Raw genomic sequence first — 23125 nt, 5'->3', positions numbered from 1 at the left:
TTTATTTGCACCTGCTGACCAGGGCGGAATACTCCCGCCTCGCCCGCCCCCGCCTTACTGGCCGTTGACCAGCCGCAGGCGCTTCTCGGTGAACACGCAGATCACCCCCGCGTTGTTGTGCATCACCGGATGGTTGAAGTCGCAATAGGCCGCCGCCACGCTCAACGGCAACTGCTCGTTGCCCCAGCGGGCCGGCTTGAACCAGGCCAGCTCGCCTTCCTTGCACAGCCGTGCATCGGCGTCGGAGGTAAAGGTGCACAACGCCGTCTGGTCCACCTGCTTGTCCAGGCAGGCGGTCAACGGCAGAACCATCAGAAGGGCCAGGAAGGGCTTGAAGGGAAGACGCATGCTGCTCACACCTCGGCAGTGGTTGAAGTGCCGATTTGAGCGAGCCGGCGCCCGCCAGTTCCGCAGCGCCGGGAAGAATTCGGTATCAGGCCCGATACCCTTCAGTCCGGCGAAGACGCCGCATCACTGGGCAACAGGTCACGGGCCAAGGCCTGGGCGCCCTGGAAGTCCAGACGCTCCACCCGCGCGGCAAAGGCCGCTGCCGCCTCCCGCAGGCTGTCCGGAGCACGCCCTTTAAGCTCCCGCGCGCGGTCCAGCGCCTGGATCGATCCGCTGGCCAGCAGCTCCAGCGTCTGCTGCAGCGCCTCACGCCAGGCGCCCTCCTCCAGCGCCGGCAAGGGCTCCTGCCCCTGGCCAGTCGACGCATCCACCTGGAATTGCTCAAGCAGTTGCCGGTTGCTCTCCACCAGCAGCGCACGCATCTGCAGCAGCCAGCTCGGGTCTTCGAGGAAGGGAGCAGCCGTATCCGGGGTCAATCCACGGCCCCGGTTCTCCAGCTCCATGGCCAGGTGTGAAAGCGCCCTGGCCCCCATCGTCCCGGTACTGCCCTTGATGCCATGCAAGGCCGCCAGCACACCGCGCAGGTCGCCATCGTCACGGGCCTGCTGCAACTGCTCCAGCTGACGCTCGGTCTCCTCGCGGAAGCTGACCAGCACCGTCTGCAGCAATGGCAGGTTGTCGGCAAAACGCGACAGGATCGACGCCGGCGGCTCCAGCAACACCTGCGCACCCGGTTCGGCACGGGGGGGCGGAGGCTCCGGCAGGGCCGGGGTAGCCCCACCGGTCCAGAACAGCAGCACCCGGGTCAGTTGCTGGATGTCCACGGGCTTGCCGACGTGATCGTTCATCCCCGCCTCCAGGCAGGTGCGCCGGTCCTGCTCCGAGGCATTGGCGGTCATGGCGATGATCGGCAGGGTGCGGCACCGTTCATCCAGGCGGATGCGCCGGGACGCCTCCAGGCCATCGATGTCCGGCATCTGGATGTCCATCAGCACCGCATCGAAACGCTCCGGCTCCGCCAGCACCGTCTGCACGCCCTCCAGGCCGCCCTCGGCCAGGATCACTTCCGCGCCCTCGCCCATCAGCAGCTCTGAGGCCACCTGGCGGTTCAGCGCGTTGTCCTCCACCACCAGCAGGCACAACCCGGCGAGGTGCCGGACCCGCGCTACACCGGCGGTAGGCTGGCCCACCGCCCCCTCCTCGCCCCAGATCGCCCGTTGCACGGCAGTGGCCAACTGCTGGGGCGTCACCGGCTTGGTGAGGAACGCCGCAAACGGTGCTCGCCCCTTCTGTTGCTGGTCCGCCAGCACCTCGCTGCCGTGGGCGGTGATCATCACCACCCGGGGTGCTGCAGCCCCCAGTGCCGCCAGGGCACGGCTGCTGGCCAGCCCGTCCAGCCCCGGCATGCGCCAGTCCATCAACACCAGATCGAAGGGGTCGCCCCGCCGCGCCGCCTGCTGCACCGCCGAGACGGCCGCCTCGCCCGACATCACGTATTCACTGCGCCAGCCCAGGGACAGCAGCGTGCGCAGCAGCACCTCCCCCGCCACCGGGTTGTCGTCCACCACCAGCAGGTGCAGCGGCGCATCCACGCACGGGCACTCGCTGCGCAGGGCGGCGACCGGTTCGCTGATGCCCAGCCGCACATCGAACCAGAAGCGGCTGCCTTCTCCCGGCCGGCTTTCCACCTTCAGCTCGGCCCCCATCAGCTCCACCAGGCGCTTGCAGATCACCAGGCCCAGCCCGGTGCCGCCGAAGCGCCGCGTGGTGGACGCCTCTGCCTGGGTGAAGCCATCGAAGATCCGCTCCAGCTGCTCCGGGCTGATGCCGATGCCGGTGTCGCTGATCGATACCTGCAGCAACACCGAGGTGTCGTCGCAGGCCAGTTGACGGAAGGCCACCACCACCTGGCCACGGCTGGTGAACTTCAGGGCATTGCCACCCAGGTTGATCAGCACCTGCTGCAGGCGGAAGCTGTCCCCCACCAGGTGCAGCGGCAGGTTGGCGTCGAGGTCGAACATCACCTCTACATCCTTGTCGCCCTGGTTGCCCGCCAGCACCACTGCCAGGTCGCGCATCAGCGACTCCAGCTCGAACGGGTGCGGATCGAGCTGCAGCTTGCCGGCTTCGATCTTCGAGTAATCGAGAATGTCGTTGAGCAGCCCCAGCAACGAGCGCGCCGCTGTCTGCGCCTTGAGCACGTAGTCCAGCTGGCGGTTGTCCAGCCCGGTGCCCTGCACCAGGTGCAGCATGCCCAGCACCGCATTCATCGGCGTGCGGATTTCATGGCTCATGTTGGCGAGGAAGAAGCTCTTCGCCGCGCTGGCCGCATCCGCCTTGTCACGCGCATCACGCAGGCGCGACTCCAGTTCGCGCTGGGCGGTGATGTCGAGGTTGATCCCGGTCACCCGGGTGGGCCGGCCCAGGGAGTCCCGTTCGATCTGAGCCGCCGCCTGGATGTAACGTACCTGCCCGTCCGGCCGCACGATGCGGAAGATCGGGTCATAGACGGCGGTCCCGGCGATGGCCCCTTGCAACTGCGCCACCACCCGGTCCATGTCGTCCGGGTGCACACGCTGGCGCCAATGGTCGAACGTGAGGCCTTGTTCCCGCAGGCTGCGCGGCTGTCCATACAGCTCGAACATGCGGTCGTTCCAGTGCAGCCGGTTGTCTTCCAGGAACCACGACCAGATGCCCAAGCCCGCCACCTCCGAGGCCAGCAGCAGCTGGTCGCGGGTGGCCACCAGCTCCTTGCGCTGGCGATGCTGCTCGCTGAGGTCGGTCACCACGCAGACCATGCGCTGCTCGCCACCCACCAGCATCGGTGCCAGGGTGACCTGCATGGGGAAGGCGCTGTCGTCACTGCGCCGCCCCCACAGCTCCATCCCGCTGGGCCCCAGCCCCTCCACCGGCTGCTCGTAGCCCGTGAGCAGTTCGTGGAAGCGCTCCAGGGACACGGGCTCGATCAGGTCCTCGATGGAGCGCCCGACCATATGCTCGGGCGATACCCCGAACACCACGCCACCCGCCGGGTTGAAGGTCTGGATGCGCCCCTCGCCATCGAAGGTGATCACCGGGTTCACCGCCGTATCCAGCACAGCACGGGTGTTCGCCAGGCTCTCCGCCAGGCGCCGCTCGGTGGCCTTGCGCTCGGTGATGTCGAGGGAAATGCCCAGGTAGCCGGTGATGCGCCCCTGCTCATCGCGCATCGCGGTCACCACCAGGGTCACCGGGAAGCGGCTGCCATCCTTGCGCACATAGGTCCACTCACGTGCCTCGGAACCTTCCAGCTCAGGCACCTGGACGAACACCCGGAACCCCTGCACCGGCTTGTCGTAATAGGCGGAAAGCTCCCGGCCACGGGCCACCACCTCTTCGGTCACATGCAGCAGCGCCGGCGTCTGGCGCCCCACCAGTTCCTCGGCCGAGTACCCTAGCAAGCGCTCGGCACCGCGGTTGAACACCCGGATCAGCCCGTCCGGGTCAGTGGCGATGATCGACACCTCGGTGGCCGCGGTCAGCACGCCGTCCAGCAGCACATTGGTGCGCAACAGCTGGGCCGTGCGCTCGGCCACCTGGGTCTCCAGGCTGGCATTGAGCTCGAGGATGCGCGCCTCTGCCTGCTTCTGCGCCGTGATGTCACGCACCGTGCGCGAAATGCCCACCACCCGGCCCAGGCCATCCAGGATCGGCGCGATCGACAGGGCCACATGCACCAGGCTGCCGTCCTGGCGCCGGTAGCGGGTCTCGTAGAGGCTGATGCGTTCCCCGGCCAGCGCCTGGCGCAGCAATGTCTCTTCCTGCTCGTGGCCGCGCTCCGGGACCACCAGCCCGGCCAGGTCCTGGCCGATGGCCTGCTCGGCGCTGTAACCGAGGATCGCCTCGGCCCCCTGGTTCCAACTGGTGATCACGCCACCCAGGGTCTGGCCGACGATGCCATCGGCCGAGTTCTCGACGATGGCCGCCAGCCGCGCCTGCTCCGCCAGCACCTGGTGCTTGCGTCGGCGGCTCATCAGGCTCGCCCCCAGCAACGCCGCCAGCAGCAGGCTCAGCCCTGTCCCTGCCACCCACACCATCGCCGGAGGCGGCAGCGCCAGACGCTCGGCAAACGCCGGCAGCGCAGCCAGTTCGATCTCCCAGCGACGGCCGTAGAGATCCCGCAGGACCTTCTCTTGGTGGATTTCCGGCGCCTCGGCCGAATCCGGCGCGCTCTCGTAAAACAGCGGCTCGTCCGAATCCTCGGTGATGTCCCGCAGGCGCAGGCGCATCGTCTCGTCCACCACCTCCAGCCCCTGCAGCACCTGCTCGGTGATCAGCGGCGAATAGCTCCAGCCCAGGGCCTGACGCTCCCGCTCAGCCTCGGTCGCCGGCACCACTCCGCTGCGGTAGATCGGCATCAGGATCAGGAACGACTGGCGCGGCTTGCCCAGGGACTGCACCAGGGTGATCGGTGCCGTCAGCCGCACCTCACCACTGCGCATCGCCGACAGGGCCGCTTCACGGCGGTTGCGCTCGGAGGCGATGTCCAAGCCAATGGCGGGCTCGTTGCCTGCCAGGGGCTCGATGTACTGGATGATGAAGTGCTCGCCCGGGTGGTCCGTCAGCTCATGGATGTCGAAATCCGCCGGCCCGTCAGCCCGCGCCTTGACCAGGAAACCGGCCAGCTCGGCCTGTGGCACACGGCGGATCAACCCGAAGCCCCGCGCACCCGGAAACTCTTTGGCGATATCGCGGGAGCGGGCATAGCGCTGGAAGATCTCCCGCGTCATGCCCCACTCCCCAGCGGTCAGCAGGCTGCCCCGAGCCCCACGCAAACCGTACTGGTAAAGCTCCAGGCGCTTCACAACGCCATCTGCGGCACGCTCGGTGACGTCATGCAGGGCCTCGTGCAGACGATCCTGGTTGGCGCGCTCCAGCAACCCCGCCAGCAGGCCAGTCACCAGCAGGCCGGCCAGCGCCGTGAGGAGCATGGCAACCAGTGGAACGGACACCTGCCCGCGGTTTCTCACTCGGCCTCCCCCTCGCCATCCAGAGTGGTCCAGCAGCGCGGGTGCTCACAGTGCTCGGCGAGGAAGCCACAGGCGTCCTCGTAGGGCAGCGGCCGGCAGAACAGGTAGCCCTGCATCAGCCGCCACCCCAGCTCCTGAAGACGCCGGGCCTGGCGCGGACACTCCACGCCCTCGGCCACCAGTTCCAGGTCCAGCGCCTGGGCCAGGCGGATGACCGCCTCGATGATGGCCGCATCGCTGCGGTCGGTGAGCATCTCGCGGACGAAGCTCTGGTCGATCTTCAGCACATCGATGGGCAGGCGCTTGAGGTAGGCCAGGCTGGAGTAACCCGTGCCGAAGTCATCGATGGCGATGCGCACGCCGATCTCCTTCAGCGCCAGCAGGGTGGCACGGGTGCGGTCGATGTCGTGGGCCAGCACCCCCTCGGTGATTTCCAGTTCCAGGTGGTTCGGCGGCAGGCCCGACTCCTCGAGGATGGCCGTGACCATGCCGAGGAAGCTCTCCTCACGGAACTGCACCGCCGAGATGTTCACGCTCATGCACACCGGCCAGCCCATGGCGATCATCCGCTGGGCATCGTTGCAGGCCTGCAGCATCACGAACTTGCCAATGGGGATGATCAGCCCCGTCTCCTCCGCCAGGGGGATGAAGTCCGCCGGCGACACCAGTTGCCCATCGGAGGTGCGCCAGCGGACCAATGCCTCCACGCCGCTGGGGCGGCCGTCGGTGACGTCCACCTTGGCCTGGTAGAACACCTCGAACACCCGCTGCTCCAGCGCCCGGCGCATATGCCGTTCGAGCATGTGGCGGGCCCGGGTGCTGTTCTCGATCTGCTCGGAGAAGAAGCGGAAGCGATTGCGGCCCTCCTGCTTGGCCTGATACATCGCCGCGTCCGCATAGCGGTAAAGCGACTCGAAATTGTCGCAATCATCGGGGAAAAAGCTGATGCCGATGCTCCCCGACAAGTCATAGCGGTTGCCGTTGATCAGCAGCGGCTGGGCGATGATCCCCAGCAGCCGGTCGGCAAAATCCCCCACCGCATCGAAGCCCTGCACGTCCGGCAGCAGCACCACGAACTCGTCACCGCCCTGGCGGCTCACCGTGTCCACCGAACGCACCGCTGCAGACAGCCGATGGGCCACCTCGCGCAGCACCTGGTCCCCGATGGAATGGCCGATGGTGTCGTTGAGGAACTTGAAGTTGTCCAGGTCCAGCATGAGCATCGCCACCCGCCCCTCGCTGCGCCGGGCCTTCTGGATGGCCTGGGCCGCACGGTCCTGCAGCAGGGCGCGGTTGGGCAGACCGGTCAGGGCATCGAAGCAGACCACCCGCTTGGCCTGCTCGCGCAGATCCAGGTGGGCACGCACATGGGCGCGCACCAGCGGCAGGTTGAGTGGCTTGCGGATGAAGCCCAGGGCACCGCTCTCCAGCGCCTTCAACTCGTTCTCCGGCCCGCTGTGGGCGGTGACGAACAGCACCGAGGCCCCGCGCAACTTCGGGTCCGACTTGATCGCCCGGCAGATCTCGAAGCCGTCCATCAGCGGCATCTGGATGTCCAGCAGCACCACGTCCGGGCGGCAGGCCCGCGCCACATCCAGCGTTCCCGTTCCCCCGTTGGCGACATGAATGGACGCCAGGTCGCGGATCGCCTCGCTGAGGATGAGGACGTCGCTGGCCTGGTCATCGACGATCAGGATCACCGGCTCGGAGCTGAAAGAATCCTGCATTCCCTGCTACTCGCTTTCCCTGATTGACAGAGAGACTAGACGAATATGGCACGGTGCCATTGGGCCGCCGGACGGTCGTCGGGCGAAGACGGAACGCCGCATGCCGCGCGGCGCCTTCACTCAAGATAGAACAGCCGTGCAAGCTTGCAGGCGGCGTTTCAAAGCCGGCCATCGCCCGCCTATAGTGAGTGTCAGCCGGCCCTGCCGAGCGCCTTTCCCCCGTCAGAGTAGTGCCATGACACTCAAACGCATCGCCACCACCGACCTGCAATTGGGCATGTACGTTCAGGAGTTCTGCGGTTCATGGATGGACCACCCGTTCTTCCGCGCCAAGTTCGTGGTCAAGACCGACAAGGACCTGCAGCGCATCCGCAACAGCGATGTTCATGAAGTCTGGATCGACACCGACAAGGGCCTGGATATCCACCAGGACCAGCCCAGCGTCAGCGTCGAGGAGGCCGAAGCCGAGATCGACGCCCGCCTGGCCGCCGCCGAGCAGGCGCCGCCCATCGAGCGTGCCGACCTGGAAAGCGAAGTCAGCCGTGCCGCTATGCTCTGTGCCAAGGCCAAGGACGCCGTGGTGAGCATGTTCAGCGACGCCCGCATGGGCAAGGCCATCAGCGTCGACGACGCCCAGGGCCTGGTGCAGGAAATCTCCGACTCGGTGCTGCGCCACCCCAATGCGCTGATCAGCCTGGCGCGGCTGAAGACCGCCGACGAATACACCTACATGCACTCCGTGGCCGTGTGCGCCCTGATGATCGCCCTCGCCCGCCAGCTTGGCCTGGGCGAGGCCCAGGTGCGCGAGGCCGGGCTGGCCGGCCTGCTGCACGACATCGGCAAGATGGCCATCCCCATGGATGTGCTGAACAAGCCCGGCAAGCTCACCGACGACGAGTTCCAGTGCGTACGCAAGCACCCCGAGGAAGGCGCGCGCATCCTGCTGGAGAGCCACCAGGTCAGCGCCCTGGTGCTGGACGTCTGCCTGCACCACCACGAGAAGGTCGACGGCACCGGCTACCCGCACCGCCTGGCCGGCGACCAGATCAGCCTGCTGGCCAAGATGGGCGCGGTCTGCGACGTCTACGACGCCATCACCTCCGACCGCCCCTACAAGCGTGGCTGGGACCCGGCCGAATCCATCCGCCGCATGGCCGAATGGAGCAAGGACCACTTCGACGAGCTGGTTTTCCAGGCCTTCGTCAAATCCATCGGCATCTACCCCACCGGGTCCCTGGTGCGTCTGGAGAGCGGGCGCCTGGGCGTGGTGATGGAGCAGCACGAGAAGTCCCTCACCACGCCCAAGGTCAAGGTGTTCTATTCCGCCCGACTGAAGACCGCGATCCCCCAGGAAGTGGTGGACCTGGCCAAGCTCGCCGGCCGCGATCGCATCGTCGGCCGAGAATCCCCGGCGGACTGGAACTTCCGCAACCTCGACGAGCTCTGGTCCGGCATCCCCGATCCCCGGCGCAAGACCACCGGCTGAGGGTCACTAGAACGCGTGGGCCCGGTGCAACGCCGTCAACGCCTCGGCACGCAACTGCGCCAGCAGCGGGTCGCGTCGGTCGCGGGGGCGTGCGAGCGGCACCTCCAACGTCTCCAGCACCCGCCCCGGGCGACTGCCCATCACCAGCACGCGGTCGCCCAGGTAGAGGGCCTCGTCCACATCGTGGGTGACCAGCAGCAGCGCAATGCCGTGGTGCGCAGCCAGGGCCAGCAGCAAATCCTGCAGCTTCATCCGGGTGAAGGCATCCACCGCGCTGAAGGGCTCATCCAGCAGCAACACCCGGGGCCGCGAATACAGCCCCCGGGCAATGGCCACGCGCTGGGCCATCCCGCCCGACAGTTGCTTGGGCAGGGCCTGCTCGAACCCCTCCAGCCCCACCTCGCGGATCAGTTGCGCCACCCGGGGCCGGTCGTAGGCCCGGTCATCGGCGAAACCGATGTTCTCCGCCACCGTCAGCCAGGGCATCAGGCGCGGCTCCTGGAACACGAAGGCCACCTCGCCTTCACCGCGCAGCGCCTGGCCGCTGTAGTCACGCTCCAGGCCGGCGACGATGCGCAGCAGGGTGCTCTTGCCGCAGCCACTGGGGCCCAGCAGGCTCACCACCTCGCCCTCGGCCAGTTGCAGGTGCACGTCCTGCAGCACCGTGTGCCCGGCGAACGCCTTGCGCTGTACGCGGAAATCCAGCAGGGGCAGGCTCATGGTTGCGCCTCCCCGCCTTCGCCGGCGAAGGCATCGCGCCACACCAGCAGGCGCCGCTCCAGCGTCGCCAGCAGCCCATCGCTGAGCTTGCCCAGCAGCGCCAGGACGATGATCGCCGCCAGCACCAGGTCCGGCCGCGAGGTTTCCCGGCCGTCGGTCAGCAGGTAGCCCAGGCCCCGGGTGGCCGCGATCAGCTCAGCCGCCACGAGGAACATCCAGGCCAGGCTGAGTCCACCCCGCAACCCCGTGAACAGCCCCGGCAGGGCCGCCGGCAACAGGATGCGGCGGGCCAGCCGAAGCCGCCCGAAGGCGTACATGCGCCCCACCTCCACCAGCTTGCGGTCGATGTTGCGGATCGCCGCCACCCCGTTCAGGTAAACCGGGAAGAACGCACCGATGGCGATCAGCACCACCTTCGAACGCTCGTCGATGCCCAGCCACAGCAGCAGGAGCGGAACCCAGGCCAGGCTGGGAATCGCCCGCAACGCGGCCAGGGTCGGCTCCAGGTAGGCCTCCGCCTCGCGGCTCAGACCCACCCAGGCAGCAGCGACCAGCGCCAGGGACGCCCCCACGGCGAACCCGGCGGCCACGCGCCCCAGGCTGACCCCGATATGCCCCCACAGCGGCCCGGCCGCCAGCTCCTGCAGGGTCAGCAGGATGTCGCTGGGGGCCGGCATCTGGTACGCCGGCACCCAGCCCGCACGCACGGCCACCTCCAGCAGCAGGATCGCCGCCAGGGGAATCGCCAGCCCCTTGGCCCGCACCACCAGCGCGGCCAGTGGCACGGCGGGTCGCCAGGGGCGCGGCGGCACCGCCAGGGTCTTGCTCTTGCTGCTCATCGGGCTCTCCTGGGGTACTGCATCACTGGCGGGCGATGGCCTGGGTGCCAAAGCTCGGGTCGATCAACTGGTCCACCACCTGGGCCACGTCCACGCCACGGCGTACCAGGCCCTCGCTGGCGAGGATCGGCGCCGCCGCCTTCAGCGCAGCGATGTGCTCCGCGCCCGGCTGGGCGTTGGAGAAGTCGGTGCGCGACAGTTGCAGCCGCGCCACCTCCAGCGGCAGGCCGGACTCCTTGGCCAGCAGCTCCGCCAGCGGCTCGGGGTTCTCCCGCGCCCACTGCCGGGCCTTCTCATAGGCCTGCAGCACCTGCTTGATGGTCTGCGGGTGTTCGGCGGCGAAGCCCTCGGTCACGCTCACTACCCCGTAGCTGTTGAAATCCAGGTTGCGGTAGAGGATGCGCGCCCCCGACTGCAGCTGGCTGGCCGCCAGGTGCGGATCGAGCCCGGCCCAGGCGTCCACGTCACCGCGCTCCAGGGCCACGCGGCCATCCGGGTGCTGCAGGTGCACCAGCTCCACGTCGTCCTTGCCCAGGCCGGCCTGTTCCAGGCTGCGCAGGGTGAACAGGTAGGGATCGGTGCCCTTGGTCGCGGCGATCTTGCGGCCCTTGAGGTCGGCCAGGGTCTTGATCGGCGAGTCCTTGCGTACCGCCAGGGCCGTCCACTCGGGGCGGCTGGCGATGTACACGGTCTTGATCGGGCTGCCGTTGGCCCGGCTCAGGACGGCCGCCAACCCGGCGGTGGAGGCGAAGTCGATGCTGCCGCCGTTGAGGTACTCCAGCGAGCGGTTGCTGCCCTGGCTCAGCACCCAGCTCACCCGCGTATCCGGGCCCAGGGCCTGCTCCAGCCAGCCGAAATGGCGCAGCACCAGGCTGGTGGGCGAGTAGTAGGCGTAGTCGAGGCGGACCTGCTCAGGCGGCGTCTCGGCCTGGGCGGCCAACGGCGAGGCGAGTACCGCGCAGGCGGCCAGCAGCCCGACGACGCGACCGAGAAAACCGGGCCGGCGGGCCCGCAGGGGGAAATGGCTCATGGAAGGCTCCTGACAGAAGACGCGCGACGCTCCTTATTCGATCCAGCTATCCATAGCCGTCATCACGCTTTGATCAGGGAATATGCAGCCGCCATGCCAACCCTCAGCGCCCCGGCCGGCGCGGCCTGGCGCCCTGCCCTGCCTCGCCCTGCTGTACACCCGGCAACAGCCTGTTGCCGGACTGTTGCTCCAGCAACAGCCCTCAGGCCCGCTTGTTCAGCAACCGCGCCAGGCGGTCGCCGCCGAACTGGATGAGGGTCACCAGCAGCACCAGCACGATGATCACCGTGAGCATGATCTGAGTGTCGAAGCGCTGGTAGCCGTAGCGGTACGCCAGGTCGCCCAGGCCGCCCGCGCCGATGGCGCCGGCCATGGCGGAGGAGTTGATCATGGTCACCAGGGTGATGGTGAAGCCACCGACGATGCCCGGCCGCGCCTCCGGCAGCAGCACATTCCAGATGATGTGACGACGCTGGCAACCCATGGCCTGGGCCGCCTCCACCAGACCGAAATCCACCTCCCGCAGGCTCACCTCGGCGATGCGCGCGAAGAACGGCGTGGCAGCGATGGTCAGCGGCACCACCGCGGCCCAGACGCCGTAGCTGGTGCCGACGATCAACCGGGTGAAGGGAATCAGCGCCACCATCAGGATCAGGAAGGGCACCGAACGCAGCACGTTCACCACGCTGCCCAGGGTGCGGTTCAGCACACGTGCCTCGAAGATCCCGCCCGGCCCGGTGGTCACCAGCACCAACGCCAGCGGAATGCCCACCAGCAGCACGATCAGCGACGAGGCGCCGATCATCAGCAGGGTGTCCAGCAGCCCGGTCCAGAGCCGATCAAGCATGGGCGACATAGCCACGCACCTCCGCCTTGTCCGCCAGTTGGTGGGCACGCTCCAGCACCTGCGTACTGCCCAGCCCGGCCAGGCCGACCCGCACCAGCAGGTGCCCCTGCGGGCGTCCCTGGATGCGGTCGATGCCGCCATGCAACAGGCTCACCCGCGCGCCCAGGCCCTGGGCAATGGCCAGCAGGTCCGGCTCGCGGCCACTGGCACCCGTGAAGTGCAGGTCCAGCAGCAGGTCACCGCCGGGCACCGGTTCGTTGGCCAGGCGGCCTTGCAGGTCGTCTGGCAACTCGTGGCGCAGGGTGCCCAGCAGGGTGCGGGTGACTGCGTGCTGCGGGTCGCCGAACACCTGCCAGACCTCGCCCTGCTCCACCACCCGCCCCCGCTCCAGCACCACCACGCGGTCGCAGATCTCGCGGATCACGCCCATCTCGTGGGTGATCAGCACGATGGTCAGGCCCAGGCGCCGATTGATGTCACGCAGCAGCGCCAGGATCGACTGGGTGCTTTCCGGGTCCAGCGCCGAGGTGGCCTCGTCGCAGAGCAGGATCTCCGGCTGGTGCACCAGCGCGCGGGCGATGCCAACCCGCTGCTTCTGCCCGCCGGACAGCTGCGCCGGGTAGGCGTCGCGCTTCTCCGCCAGGCCCACCAGGGCCAGCAGCTCGGCGACCTTGCGCTCGATATCGGCCTTGGCCACGCCCGCCACCTTCAGCGGCAAGGCGACGTTCTGCCAGACGGTCTTGGCCGACATCAGGTTGAAGTGCTGGAAGATCATGCCGACGCGGCGACGCAGCAGCACCAGCTGCTTCTCGTCGAAGGTGCCGATGTCTTCCTCGTCTATCACCACCTGGCCCACCGAGGGCTTCTCCAGGCGGTTGAGGGTGCGGATCAGCGACGACTTGCCGGCGCCGCTGCGGCCGATGATGCCGAACACCTCGCCCCGGCGGATTTCCAGGTCGATGCCCTGCAGCGCCTGCACCGGCCCCTGGTTGCCAGGGTAGGCCTTGCCCAGCCCCTGCAGCCGGATGTGCGGCAGGTCCAGGCGGATGTTGCGATTGAAACTGACCATGTGGGCCTCTCGAAAATCTGTTTAAAGCCCGAAAAGCGGAGCCGTGGAAGGCAGTAGCCCAGGCTTCAGCCCGGGGATATCCGGCACAGCTCCCGGGCTACGCGCGTCCACCAGCCCCCTCGACCAAACCGCACGGCGAACCTCCGTAGGGGCGAACTCATTCGCCAGGCAGCCCACAGGGCTGCTCCTCGACTCCATTGAGGTAGCGCTGCTGCCTCTGGGCGACTGAAGTCGTCCCTAGAGTGGGAGCGGATTCATCCGCGATGCAGGCCGAAGGACTGCCCTGCCGGGGCCGCCCGGGAGCGCTGCGCGCTCCTTTCGGGAATGAATTCGCTCCCACGCCTATCCCAGGGACGTCACTGCCAGCCGGGCTGGTAGAGCGAGCCATGAGCCTTGTCGAGTGCGGCACGCACCTGCGGCGAGTGCTGGTACACCTCGACGAACTTGGCCAGGCGGCCGTCGTCCTGGTAATCGCCACGGGTGACGAACTGGATGACGTACTCCTTGTTCTCGATGCCGTCGAAGAGCAGCGCGCTGTTGGGGTCGATCGTGCCGGCCAGGCGGATGTAGTGCGGGTAGCCCTGGGCCAGGTCGACGTCGTCCAGGGCGCGCACCAGTTGCACGGCCTCCAGCTCGATGATGTCGATGTGCTTGGGGTTCTCGACGATGTCATCCAGGGTCGCCTTGTAGCCCACGCCTTCCTTGAGCTTCAGCAGGCCGGCCTTCTGCAGCAGCTGCAGGCCACGACCGCCGTTGATGGGGTCGTTGGCGATGGCCACCTTGGCGCCCTCAGGCAGATCGGCGATGGCCTTGTACTTCTTCGAGTAGAGGCCGACGTTGTTGATGATCCCGGGGGCGAAGGCCTTCAGGGTGAACCCACCCTCTTTGTTGGCGTTCTCCAGGAAGGGCGTGTGCTGGAAGTAGTTGGCGTCGATGTCGCCATTGGCCAGGGTGATGTTCGGCGTGTTCCAGTCGGTGAACTCCACCAGCTCGACCTTGAGGCCCTGCTTGGCGGCCTCCTCCACCGCCACTTCCAGGGGTGGGGCAAAGGCGGCGGTGGTGCCGAGCTTGAGGGGCTTGTCGGCGGCCTGGGCGATGCCGCTGGCCAGCAGCAGTCCAAGGACCAGGGTTTTGAGGGTGTGCTTGGGCATGGTTTCTATCCGTGGGTAATGGGTTCAGGTCGTGGGAGCGAATTCATTCGCGATGGAAGGCGCAGCCTTCCCCTGGGAGTCCGGGGTCGCCCCTTCGGGCCGATTCGCGAATGAATTCGCTCCCACACGGGCTCCACGATGGTCCGCCGGTAGCTGATCCCCCGCGCCGAACACCTTGTGGCGCAGGGTGCCTTCGGCATAGGCGGTCTTGTAGGCACCTCGGGCCTGCAGCTCCGGCACCACCAGGTCGATGAAGTCGGCGTAGCTCTCCGGGGTGACGATGCGGGTGAGGTTGAAGCCGTCCAGCCCGGTCTCGTCGATCCACGCCAGCAGCTCGTCGGCCACCTGGGTCGGCGAACCCACCAGCAGGACGTAGCGGCCACCCAGGGCGTGCTGCTCCAGCAGGTCGCGGCGGGTCAGGCTGTTGTCACGCAGCTTGCTGGCAGCGGACTCGATGGCGTTGGTCTTCATGTAGGGAATCGGCTCGTCCAGCGCGAAGCGGGCGAAGTCGATGCCGGTGGAGCTGGCGAAGTGGGCGACACCCGCCTCGGCACTGGCATGGGCCAGGTACTCGGCGTGCTTGGCGCGGGCCTCGGCCTCGGTGGGCGCGACGATCACGCTGATGCCCATGAACACCTTCACCGCCTGCGGATCACGGCCGGCGGCCACGGCGGCGGCGCGCACCTTGTCCACCTGGGCGCGGGTCGCGGCCTTGTTGCTGCCGCTGATGAACACGCACTCGGCATGCTCGCCGGCAAAGCGCAGGCCGCGCGCCGAGGAGCCGGCCTGGAACAGCAGCGGCGTGCGCTGCGGCGAGGGTTCGCAGAGGTGGTAACCCTCCACGTCGAAGAATTCGCCGTGGTGCACCACCTTGTGCACCTTGTCCGGATGGGCGTAGACCCGGCGCTGGCGGTCGTTGACCACCGCCCCGGCTTCCCAGCTGCCTTGCCAGAGCTTGTAGAGCACCTCCAGGTACTCGTCGGCCTGGTCGTAGCGGCGGTCGTGCTCCACCTGCTGGCTGCGGCCCATGGCACGGGCCCCGCTCTCCAGGTAGCCGGTGACGATGTTCCAGCCCACGCGCCCCTCGCTCAGGTGGTCCAGGGTGCTCATGCGCCGGGCGAACAGGTACGGCGGCTCGTAGCTGAGGTTGGCGGTAACGCCGAAGCCCAGGTGGCGGGTTACCCCCGCCATGGCGGAGACCAGCAGCAGCGGGTCGTTGACCGGCAGCTGGATGCTCTCCTTCAGGGTCAGGTCGACGTTGCCCTGGTAGACGTCGTAGACGCCGACGATGTCCGCCAGGAACAGCCCGTCGAACAGGCCACGCTCCAGCAGCTGCGCCAGCTCCGTCCAGTAGGAGAGCCTGCGGTAGTCCGTGGAGCGGTCGCGCGGGTGGGTCCACAGGCCGTGGTTGATGTGCCCCACACAGTTCATGTTGAAGGCGTTGAGGAGGATCTGCTTGCGCGCCATCAGATCGTCCCCCGGCGCGGTGGCAGCACGTCATTGAGGTAGTAGTTGCCCACCGCGTGGTACTTCCAGCGCACCGGGTCGTGCAGGGTGTGCACCCGGGCGTTGCGCCAGTGGCGGTCGAGGTTGTGCTCGGCGAGGCTGGCGCGGGTGCCGGCCAGTTCGAACAGCTTGCTGCCGGCACTGAGCGAGACCTCGGTGGTCAGCGCACGGGCCTCGGCCACCCCCAGGGACGCAGCGGCCACGCTGTCGGCGGTGGGCTCGGCGCTGGCGGCATCCAGCAGCCGGCCGGCGCGGTCGAGGATGGCCTCGGCGGCGTGCAGGCGGATGGCCAGGTGGCCGAAGGCGTGGATCAGCAACGGGTCGTCGCTGGCCTTGTCGACCCCGGCGTCGATCCACGGCCGCGAACGGGTGCGGACGAAGGCCAGCGCATCCTCGTAGGCGGCGCGGGCGATGCCGACGTCGATGGCGGCATGGAGGATCTGGGCGAAAGGCCCGACCGTGGTCGGGCGCTCGAAGGCGGCCTGGAAGGACACCAGGTCCTCGGCCGCCACCGGCACGTCGTCGAACACCACCGAGCCGCTGCCGGTGGTGCGCTGGCCAAAGCCCGACCAGTCGTCGATCACCGTCAGCCCCGGCGCGTTGCGCTCGGCAAAGGCCAGGTACTGGTGGCCATCCTCGGCCACCACCAGGGTCGGCACGCGGTGGGCGTAGAGGGCACCAGTGCAGTAGAACTTGCGGCCACGGATGCGGTAGCCCTCGCCGTCCCGCACCAGCTGGGTGGTGCGGTCGTTGGCGGTGCGGGTGCCGATCTCTGCCAGGGCGTTGCCGAAACGCTCGCCGGCCAGAGCGGCGGCGAACAGGCGGCGCTGCTGTTCGGGGCTGCCGTTCACCCGCAGCACTTCCAGGGCATAGAAGTGGTTCTGCGGGATCTGCCCGAGGGAACTGTCGGCTGCGCTGATCAGCGCGATGACCCGCGCCAGGGTGACACGGGACACGCCGGCCCCGCCGAACTCGCGGGGCACGCTGATGCCCCAGAGGCCGGTGCGACTGAACAGCTCCAGTTCGTCCAGGGGCAGGCGGCGCTCGCGGTCGCGCTCGGCAGCGCCGGGCCGGAACAGGTCGGCCACCTGGCGCGCCACCTCCAGGGCTTCGTCGTCGTCACGGATGATTGCCACGGGGGCGTGTGGGTGGGGATGGGCAATGGTCATGGCGCCTCCTCAGATCCAGGAATGGCGGGCCGGGAAGGCGCCGTTCAGGTGGTAGTTGCCGACGGCGTGGACCTTCCAGCGCACCGGGTCGTGGAGGGTGTGCACCCGGGCATTGCGCCAGTGCCGGTCTAGGCCGAACTCGGCGAGGGTGGCGCGGCTGCCGGCCAGCTCGAACAGCTTCTCGCTGGCCAGCAGGCTGATCTCGGTGGTGAGCACCTTGGCCTCGGCCACGGCGATGGAAGCGCGGGCGGCCGCTGCGGCGTCGATGGGCGCGGCGGCCACTTCGTCGAGCACCTGGCCGGCGCGCTCCAGCAGCGCGTTGGCGGCGTTCAGCTCGGTCTTCAGGCGGCCGATCTCGGCAATGGTGTACAGCTCCTCGCTGGCACGCTCGACGCCGGCGTCCACCCAGGGCCGCGAGCGCTCGCGGATGAAGGCGATGGCGTCGCCGATGGCAGCCTCGGCGATACCGGCGTCGATGGCCGCCTGGATCAGCTGTGACAGCGCGCCCTGGATGCTCGGCACCTCGGCCAGGCGACTGTTGTGGAACACCAGGTCGTCCGCCACCGGTACGCGATCCAGCAGCACGGTGCCGCTGGCGGTGGTGCGCTGGCCGAAGCCGGACCAGTCGTCGACTATCGCCAGCCCCGGCACGCCCCGCTCCACCAGGGCCAGCACGCCGGTGCCGCTGTCATCCAGGGCCTTGACCGCCACCCAATGGGCGAACAGGGCGCCGGTGGAATAGAACTTCTCGCCGCTCACCTCCAGGCCGGCGTCGCCCCGGGTGATGCGCGCCTTGATCTCCAGGGTGTGCTTGGTATTGCGCTCGGGCCCGGCATTGGCCAGGCGGCGCCCTGCGAGGATGCCGGCGAACACCTGGCGCTTCTGCGCTTCACTGCCGACGTTTTCGATCACGCTGAGCAGGCCGAACTGGTTCTGCGGGATCTGCCCCAGTGCCGGGTCGGCGACACAGAGGATGCGGAACACCTCGGCGAGGGTCACATGGGAAACCTCGGCCCCCCCATAGGCGCGGGGGATGCGAATGCCCCCCAGGCCCAGGCGGGTGAAGAGTTCCACTTCGGGCCAGGGCAACTGGCGGTCGCGGTCACGCTGGGCGGCGCCATCCCGGGCCTGCCTGGCCACTTCGTGGGCGGCGTGCAGGGCCTGGGCGTCGTTCTCGATCAGCGCCGCCGGGAGTAGCGGGGGCGCCTGGTCACGCGGGTCCTTGGGTTCGGAAGGGTGGGTCATGGGTCCGTTCTCGATCATTCCTGTTGCGTCGCGAGCAGCCGCGTACGCTTGCGAAGAGATCGATTGCACAACCCGTGCCTGAAAAATAATCCTTATTAATCAGTGAGTTATTTAAAACGAACAACTGTTGGAATCTGCACAGCAGGGCAAATTGCTGAACATCTGTTGCCCCAGCAACAGTTCAGCCCTGCAAGCGCCGGGCAGCCTCCTGGATCTGCTGGCGGACCCAACGCCGCAACGGGTCGCTGGCCGTGCGCTGGTGCCAGATCTGCATCACCTCCACCTTCGGCAGGGCCAGCGCCTCCGGCAGCGCATGCAGGCACAGCGACGGGTCGCGGGCCACCGCGTCCTCGGCCACGGAACGCAGGCAGGTCAGCAGCAGGTCGGTGCCGGGCAACAGCCGGGGCGGCGCCAGGAAGCTGGAGAGCCCCGCCGCCACCCGCCGCTGGCGACCGAGCGCAGCCAGGGCCTGGTCGACCCGCCCGGCCAGGTCGCCGGTGAGGGTGGTGAGCAGGTGCTCGCAGGCGACGAAGGCGTCGAGGTCCAGCCCCCTGACCAGGTGCGGGTTGTCGCGCCAGGCCAGCACCACGAAGTCCTCGCTGAGCAGGCGCTGCTGGTGGAAGGTGTCCGGCAGGTCGGCGTAGAACCCGGCGATGGCCAGGTCGCAGGTGCCCTTCTCCAGTTCCTCACGGGGGAGCAGGCCACGGGTGTTGTGGGTCACCAGCACCAGGTTCGGTGCCTCGCGGCGCAACACCGGCAGCAGTTCGGGCAGCAACGTCTGCTCCATGTAGTCGGTGCTGTAGAGGTGGATGCGCTCGGCGCGCTGGAGGAAGTCCTGGCCGTCGCTGTGTTCGTAGAAGGCCTCCAGCTCCGCCACCAGGCACTGGATGCGCGGTGCCAGCTCGTGGGCCCGGGGCGTCGGCGTCAGCCCGCGCGGCGCACGCACGAACAGCGGGTCGCCCAACTGGTGGCGCAGCTTGTTCAGCTTGTGGCTCAGGGCCGGCTGGCTGAGGGCCATGCGCTCGGCCGCCACCGAGGCGTTGCGCTCCTGGTAGAGCACATGGAAGACCAGCAGCAGGTTCAGGTCCTTGTTGGCGATATTCACTTTTTGGATACCAGGAATAAGAGCTTTCGAATTATCGAATCCTACGCCCTCTCCTAGGATGGTCGCCAACCTGAAACAACGCCCCCACGGGCGGGAGACTGCACATGAAAAAGATCCTGATGGTCCTCACCTCCCACGACCGCCTCGGCGACACCGGCCTGGCCACCGGCTTCTGGCTGGAAGAGTTCGCCGCGCCCTACTACCACTTCCTCGATGCCGGCATGGCCCTGACCCTGGCCTCGCCCAAGGGCGGCCAGCCGCCGCTGGACCCGAAGAGCCACGACGATAGCGCCCAGACCGACGCCACCCGCCGCTTCGACGCCGATCCGGCCGCCCGCCAGGCCCTGGCCAGTACCCTGCCCCTGGAAGCCGTGCGCGCCGACGACTACGACGCGCTGTTCTACCCCGGCGGCCACGGCCCGCTCTGGGACCTGGCCGAGGACGCCCGCTCCATCGCCCTGATCGAAGCCTTCCTGGCCCAGGGCAAGCCGGTGGCTGCGGTATGCCACGCTCCCGGCGTGCTGCGCCACGTGAAGACAGCCGACGGCCAGCCGCTGGTGCGTGACAAGCAGGTGACCGGCTTCAGCAACAGCGAAGAAGCCGCCGTGCAGCTCACTGAGGTGGTGCCCTTCCTAGTCGAGGACATGCTGCGCGGCCATGGCGGCCGCTACAGCCGTGCCGATGACTGGCACAGCCATGTGGTGGTGGACGGCCTGCTGGTGACCGGACAGAACCCGGCCTCGTCCGATGCCACGGCAGACGCCCTGCTGAAACTGCTGTGAACCCATTGGGGAGGCGTCGCGCCTCCCCCTTTCGAGGAGACGCCATGAGCATCGCCCTGTTCGCCACCCTGAGCCCCCTGCCGGAGCACCGCGAGGTCGTCCTGCAGGCCCTGGAAGCCCTGGTCCAAGGCACCCGCAACGAGCCCGGCAACCTGCGCTACGACCTCTACGCCGGGGATGACGGCAGCCTGCAACTCCACGAGCTGTACCGCGACCAGGCCGCCATCGACGCCCACCGCGCCAGCCCGCACTACCAGGCCTTCCGCGAAGCCGCCGTGGCCGGTGGCTGGATGGCCGCCCCCACCCACGTGGTGCAGGCCGTATCGGTGAACGTCGCCCAGGGTTGATCGGGCGACCCGGCGCGCCTACTTGCCGCTGATCAGCCGGTAGCGCGCCAGGTCCTTCGGGTCGAGGACCCGCATCTGGCGCGGATCGATGCGCTGCATGTCGTCCAGCAGGCTGTCGGGAATGCCCATCTCGCGGAAGTACGCCGAGGCGTTGTAGCGCACACCCTGGTACAGCGCCGCATCCCGCGAGGCGTCACCGTGGGCGTAGTACGGCCGGTGCAGCCCCACCGAACCGCGCACGGCCTTGTTGCGGCCGGCCGCCAGCAGGTAGACGCAAGTGCCCTGGCACAGGCCGGTGGACGGCACCAGGGTGTCGAAGCCGGTCTCGCGCACCAGCCGACCCATGCGAATCGCCTCGGGCACGCTGCCGCCGATGCTGTCCAGCATCAGCACCTTGCGTGCGAAGTTGCCGGGGTTGCCCAGCACGCCCTTCATCAGCGCGTCGTAGTCACCCGGCGCAATCTCCTCCGACACCTTGGCCACCAGCATGCGACCGATGGTCGGGTGCTGCACCGCCTCCACCTCCACCCGCGCCTCGGCCTGCAGCACGAACAGGCCAACACACAGGGCAACAAGGCGGGACAATGGGCGGGTCATGAGCAAAGGTCCTGGAAAAATCAGAAGGTGCGGAAGATACCTGCCGCCAAGGCCAGGCGGAAGCGTCCTGCACAGGCGCTTCCACACACACGCTCTTCGCCAGGCCGCTACCGGGCGCCCAATTTCGCCGGGGTTTTCTCAACTTCACGTCGGCCCGATTGCTCAGTTGTTCGGCCAGGCCTAGAGTGCTCGGCGGCACCGCACGCACAAGGACCCGCCATGCCCGCCGTCACCCATGAGGACGCACAACGTCGCGCCGACGACATCCAGGCTTTCTACCGGGAGGTGGAGCGCCTGCACGAGGAGCAGGCGCTGCTGCTCGACCCCGGCCAGCTCGATCAGCTCGGCGATCACCACCGCCAGGTGCTGGCCGACCTGCGCAGTCTCTACGACATCGACCACGACACCCAGACCCGTCGCCTGTCCCTGGGCATGCGCATCGCCTCGCTGCTGGGGGCGCTGGCCCTGGGCGCGAGCCTGCTGTTCTTCTTCTATCAGTTCTGGGGGCTGTTCAGCGAAACCGTGCAGGTGGCCATCCTGGTCGGCGCGACCCTGGGCACCCTGGGCCTGACCGCGCTGGTTCGGCGCCGCGACAGCACCGGCTACTTCAGCAAGCTGGCGGCCATGCTGGCCTTCGTCGCCTTCGTGCTGAACCTGGTGATGCTCGGGCAGATCTTCAACATCACCCCATCGGACAAGGCCTTCATCGCCTGGGGCGCCTACGGGCTGCTGCTGGCCTACGCCTGCAATGCACGCTTGCTGCTGGTGGCCGGGCTGCTGTGCCTGATGGCATTCATATCGGCGCGGGTGGGGACCTGGGGTGGCGGTTACTGGCTGTCCATGGGGGAGCACCCGGAGAACTTCCTGCCGGCGGCTGTGGCGGTGTTCCTCGTCCCGCAGGTGCTGTCCCAGGTGCGCTTCGGCGGATTCGCCGCGACCTATCGCCTGGTGGGGCTGATCACCTTCTTCCTGACCCTGCTGGTCCTGGCCAACTGGGGCCGCTCCAGCTACCTGCCTCTGGACAGCGACCTGATCGAAGGTGGCTACCAGCTCGGCGGCTTCGCCCTCGCGGCCCTCGGCATCTGGCTGGGCGCTCGGCGTGACTGGCCGGAGGTGATCAACGGCAGCCTGACCTTCCTAGTGATCTTCCTCTACACCAAGCTCTTCGACTGGTGGTGGGACCTGCTGCCGAAGTACCTGTTCTTCCTGCTGCTGGGCCTGATCGCCCTGCTCATCCTGGTGGTGCTGAACCGTCTGCGTCGCAGCTGGCTGAAGGGAGGTGCCCGCTGATGAACGGCCTGAATCGCTACGCCCTTTCCGCTGCCCTAGGCCTGGTCCTGGTGGTCAACGGCCTGGCACTGGCCGGGGTCTGGTACAACCGCGCCGGCAAGCCGGACAGCCGCCTGGAACTGTCCCAGCGCGAGCTGAGCCGAGACTATTCGGACTTCGGCTGGTCCGGCGAGAACAGCGGGCTCGGCCTGCGCCTGGACTGGCGCACGCCAAGGGATGCGGACGAGCAGGAAATTCTCCTCGACCGTGCCGTGCTGGAGGAAATCGGCCTGCCCCTCGAAGGAAAGGAGGGCCACTACGACACCCACGAGAGCAGCACCTACGCCGTGCTCGAACTGGATGGCCCCGCCTGGAAGGCAGAGCTCGGTCGCGCCGAAGCCCGGCTGAAGGACGCCACGAAGGCCCTGGCGCGCAAGCGCAACGAGGAGAACACCGCCCTGGAGGCCACCTATCGCAGCCAGTTCGAGTACGAGCGCGACCGCGCCAGCCGCCTGTTCGTGGTGGCCGCCGGCAGCGATGCGGAAGCCCTGCGCCAGCGCTACCCGGACCGCAAGCGCTATGCGCTGGTGAAGGCACGCCTCTATGCCTGGTACGACCACAACCAGACACCGCCGCGCCTGCAGGCCCGGGTGAGCCGACTGGAGGTGGATGCGCTGCAGGTGCCTTATCGCTGGCGCCAGCAGGTGGAGGAGCGACTGGTGGGCGCCTACGACGAGCCGATCAAGCCGATGCGCCTGAAAGTGGCCTACGGCAAGCGCCTGGAACCCTGGATCGAGGATGTCAGCCTGCTGCGCTGAACGCCGCGGATGACGCGGGCGGGGCAAGTGGCTAGCATGTGGCCACTTGCCCCAGGACGCT

General features: G+C 68.1%; 19 protein-coding genes. 5 read left to right on the top strand and 14 right to left on the bottom strand.

Going from position 1 to position 23125, the window contains the following annotated elements; genetic code table 11:
• Positions 1-54: 54 nt before the first annotated feature.
• The 3 genes from BM198_RS22425 to BM198_RS22415 all read right to left on the bottom strand — a co-directional run bounded on the left by BM198_RS22425 (position 55) and on the right by BM198_RS22415 (position 7084).
• The gene (locus tag BM198_RS22425) at positions 55-348 is read right to left on the bottom strand and encodes a hypothetical protein (protein WP_052807592.1); all 294 of its coding nucleotides are present in this window, start codon (positions 346-348) and stop codon (positions 55-57) included.
• Positions 349-449: 101 nt separating this feature from the next.
• On the bottom strand, positions 450-5339 hold the full coding sequence (locus tag BM198_RS22420) for a PAS domain S-box protein (protein WP_139233687.1): 4890 nt from the start codon (positions 5337-5339) through the stop codon (positions 450-452).
• Between the two features lie 14 nt (positions 5340-5353).
• A complete protein-coding gene (locus BM198_RS22415) occupies positions 5354-7084 on the bottom strand; it encodes a putative bifunctional diguanylate cyclase/phosphodiesterase (protein ID WP_074972560.1) in 1731 nt (576 codons plus the stop codon).
• A gap of 235 nt (positions 7085-7319) precedes the next feature.
• Here BM198_RS22415 and BM198_RS22410 point away from each other — a divergent pair, with 235 nt between their 5' ends.
• Positions 7320-8570: an HD-GYP domain-containing protein gene (locus tag BM198_RS22410; protein ID WP_074972558.1), complete on the top strand. Its 1251-nt coding sequence runs from the start codon at positions 7320-7322 to the stop codon at positions 8568-8570.
• Positions 8571-8576: 6 nt separating this feature from the next.
• Here the strand turns inward: BM198_RS22410 and BM198_RS22405 are convergent, their stop codons facing one another.
• The 10 genes from BM198_RS22405 to BM198_RS22360 form a co-directional block, all read right to left on the bottom strand.
• Positions 8577-9290: an ABC transporter ATP-binding protein gene (locus BM198_RS22405; RefSeq protein ID WP_074972556.1), complete on the bottom strand. Its 714-nt coding sequence runs from the start codon at positions 9288-9290 to the stop codon at positions 8577-8579.
• Entirely contained in the window at positions 9287-10129 is an 843-nt protein-coding gene (locus BM198_RS22400; RefSeq protein ID WP_074972554.1) for an ABC transporter permease, read from the bottom strand. Before BM198_RS22400 ends, BM198_RS22405 begins: the two co-directional genes overlap by 4 nt.
• 22 nt (positions 10130-10151) lie before the next feature.
• On the bottom strand, positions 10152-11159 hold the full coding sequence (locus tag BM198_RS22395) for an aliphatic sulfonate ABC transporter substrate-binding protein (protein ID WP_074972552.1): 1008 nt from the start codon (positions 11157-11159) through the stop codon (positions 10152-10154).
• Positions 11160-11361: 202 nt separating this feature from the next.
• The gene (locus BM198_RS22390; RefSeq protein ID WP_044413932.1) at positions 11362-12015 is read right to left on the bottom strand and encodes a methionine ABC transporter permease; all 654 of its coding nucleotides are present in this window, start codon (positions 12013-12015) and stop codon (positions 11362-11364) included.
• Positions 11999-13075 carry a methionine ABC transporter ATP-binding protein gene (locus BM198_RS22385; RefSeq protein WP_074972549.1) on the bottom strand — a complete coding sequence of 359 codons (1077 nt, stop codon included), beginning with the start codon at positions 13073-13075 and terminating at the stop codon, positions 11999-12001. The genes BM198_RS22390 and BM198_RS22385 overlap by 17 nt, the downstream gene beginning before the upstream one ends.
• 356 nt (positions 13076-13431) lie before the next feature.
• Positions 13432-14226: a MetQ/NlpA family ABC transporter substrate-binding protein gene (locus BM198_RS22380; RefSeq protein WP_074972547.1), complete on the bottom strand. Its 795-nt coding sequence runs from the start codon at positions 14224-14226 to the stop codon at positions 13432-13434.
• Positions 14227-14250: 24 nt separating this feature from the next.
• Complete coding sequence (locus tag BM198_RS22375) at positions 14251-15693, bottom strand: LLM class flavin-dependent oxidoreductase (protein ID WP_074972545.1); 1443 nt, start codon at positions 15691-15693, stop codon at positions 14251-14253.
• Entirely contained in the window at positions 15693-16901 is a 1209-nt protein-coding gene (locus tag BM198_RS22370; RefSeq protein ID WP_074972543.1) for an SfnB family sulfur acquisition oxidoreductase, read from the bottom strand. Before BM198_RS22370 ends, BM198_RS22375 begins: the two co-directional genes overlap by 1 nt.
• 9 nt (positions 16902-16910) lie before the next feature.
• Complete coding sequence (locus BM198_RS22365) at positions 16911-18146, bottom strand: SfnB family sulfur acquisition oxidoreductase (protein WP_074972541.1); 1236 nt, start codon at positions 18144-18146, stop codon at positions 16911-16913.
• Positions 18147-18327: 181 nt separating this feature from the next.
• Positions 18328-19251, bottom strand: a complete 924-nt coding sequence (locus tag BM198_RS22360) for a LysR family transcriptional regulator (protein ID WP_074972540.1) — start codon at positions 19249-19251, stop codon at positions 18328-18330.
• Between the two features lie 104 nt (positions 19252-19355).
• Here BM198_RS22360 and BM198_RS22355 point away from each other — a divergent pair, with 104 nt between their 5' ends.
• Complete coding sequence (locus BM198_RS22355) at positions 19356-20033, top strand: type 1 glutamine amidotransferase domain-containing protein (protein ID WP_074972538.1); 678 nt, start codon at positions 19356-19358, stop codon at positions 20031-20033.
• Between the two features lie 44 nt (positions 20034-20077).
• The gene (locus tag BM198_RS22350) at positions 20078-20380 is read left to right on the top strand and encodes a putative quinol monooxygenase (protein ID WP_074972536.1); all 303 of its coding nucleotides are present in this window, start codon (positions 20078-20080) and stop codon (positions 20378-20380) included.
• Positions 20381-20398: 18 nt separating this feature from the next.
• Here BM198_RS22350 and BM198_RS22345 read toward each other — a convergent pair whose 3' ends face one another.
• Positions 20399-20977, bottom strand: a complete 579-nt coding sequence (locus BM198_RS22345; RefSeq protein ID WP_083422458.1) for a COG3904 family protein — start codon at positions 20975-20977, stop codon at positions 20399-20401.
• A 219-nt stretch (positions 20978-21196) separates the two neighbouring features.
• On the opposite strand from BM198_RS22345, the gene BM198_RS22340 reads away from it, so the two are divergent.
• On the top strand, positions 21197-22267 hold the full coding sequence (locus BM198_RS22340) for a DUF2157 domain-containing protein (protein ID WP_074972534.1): 1071 nt from the start codon (positions 21197-21199) through the stop codon (positions 22265-22267).
• Entirely contained in the window at positions 22267-23064 is a 798-nt protein-coding gene (locus BM198_RS22335) for a DUF4824 family protein (RefSeq protein ID WP_083422457.1), read from the top strand. Before BM198_RS22340 ends, BM198_RS22335 begins: the two co-directional genes overlap by 1 nt.
• Positions 23065-23125 lie beyond the last annotated feature (61 nt).

The organism is Metapseudomonas otitidis (genome assembly GCF_900111835.1).
GTDB lineage: Bacteria > Pseudomonadota > Gammaproteobacteria > Pseudomonadales > Pseudomonadaceae > Metapseudomonas > Metapseudomonas otitidis.
The sequence above is the reverse complement of the archived record's forward strand: the minus strand, read 5'-3'. Positions and strand labels throughout refer to the sequence as shown.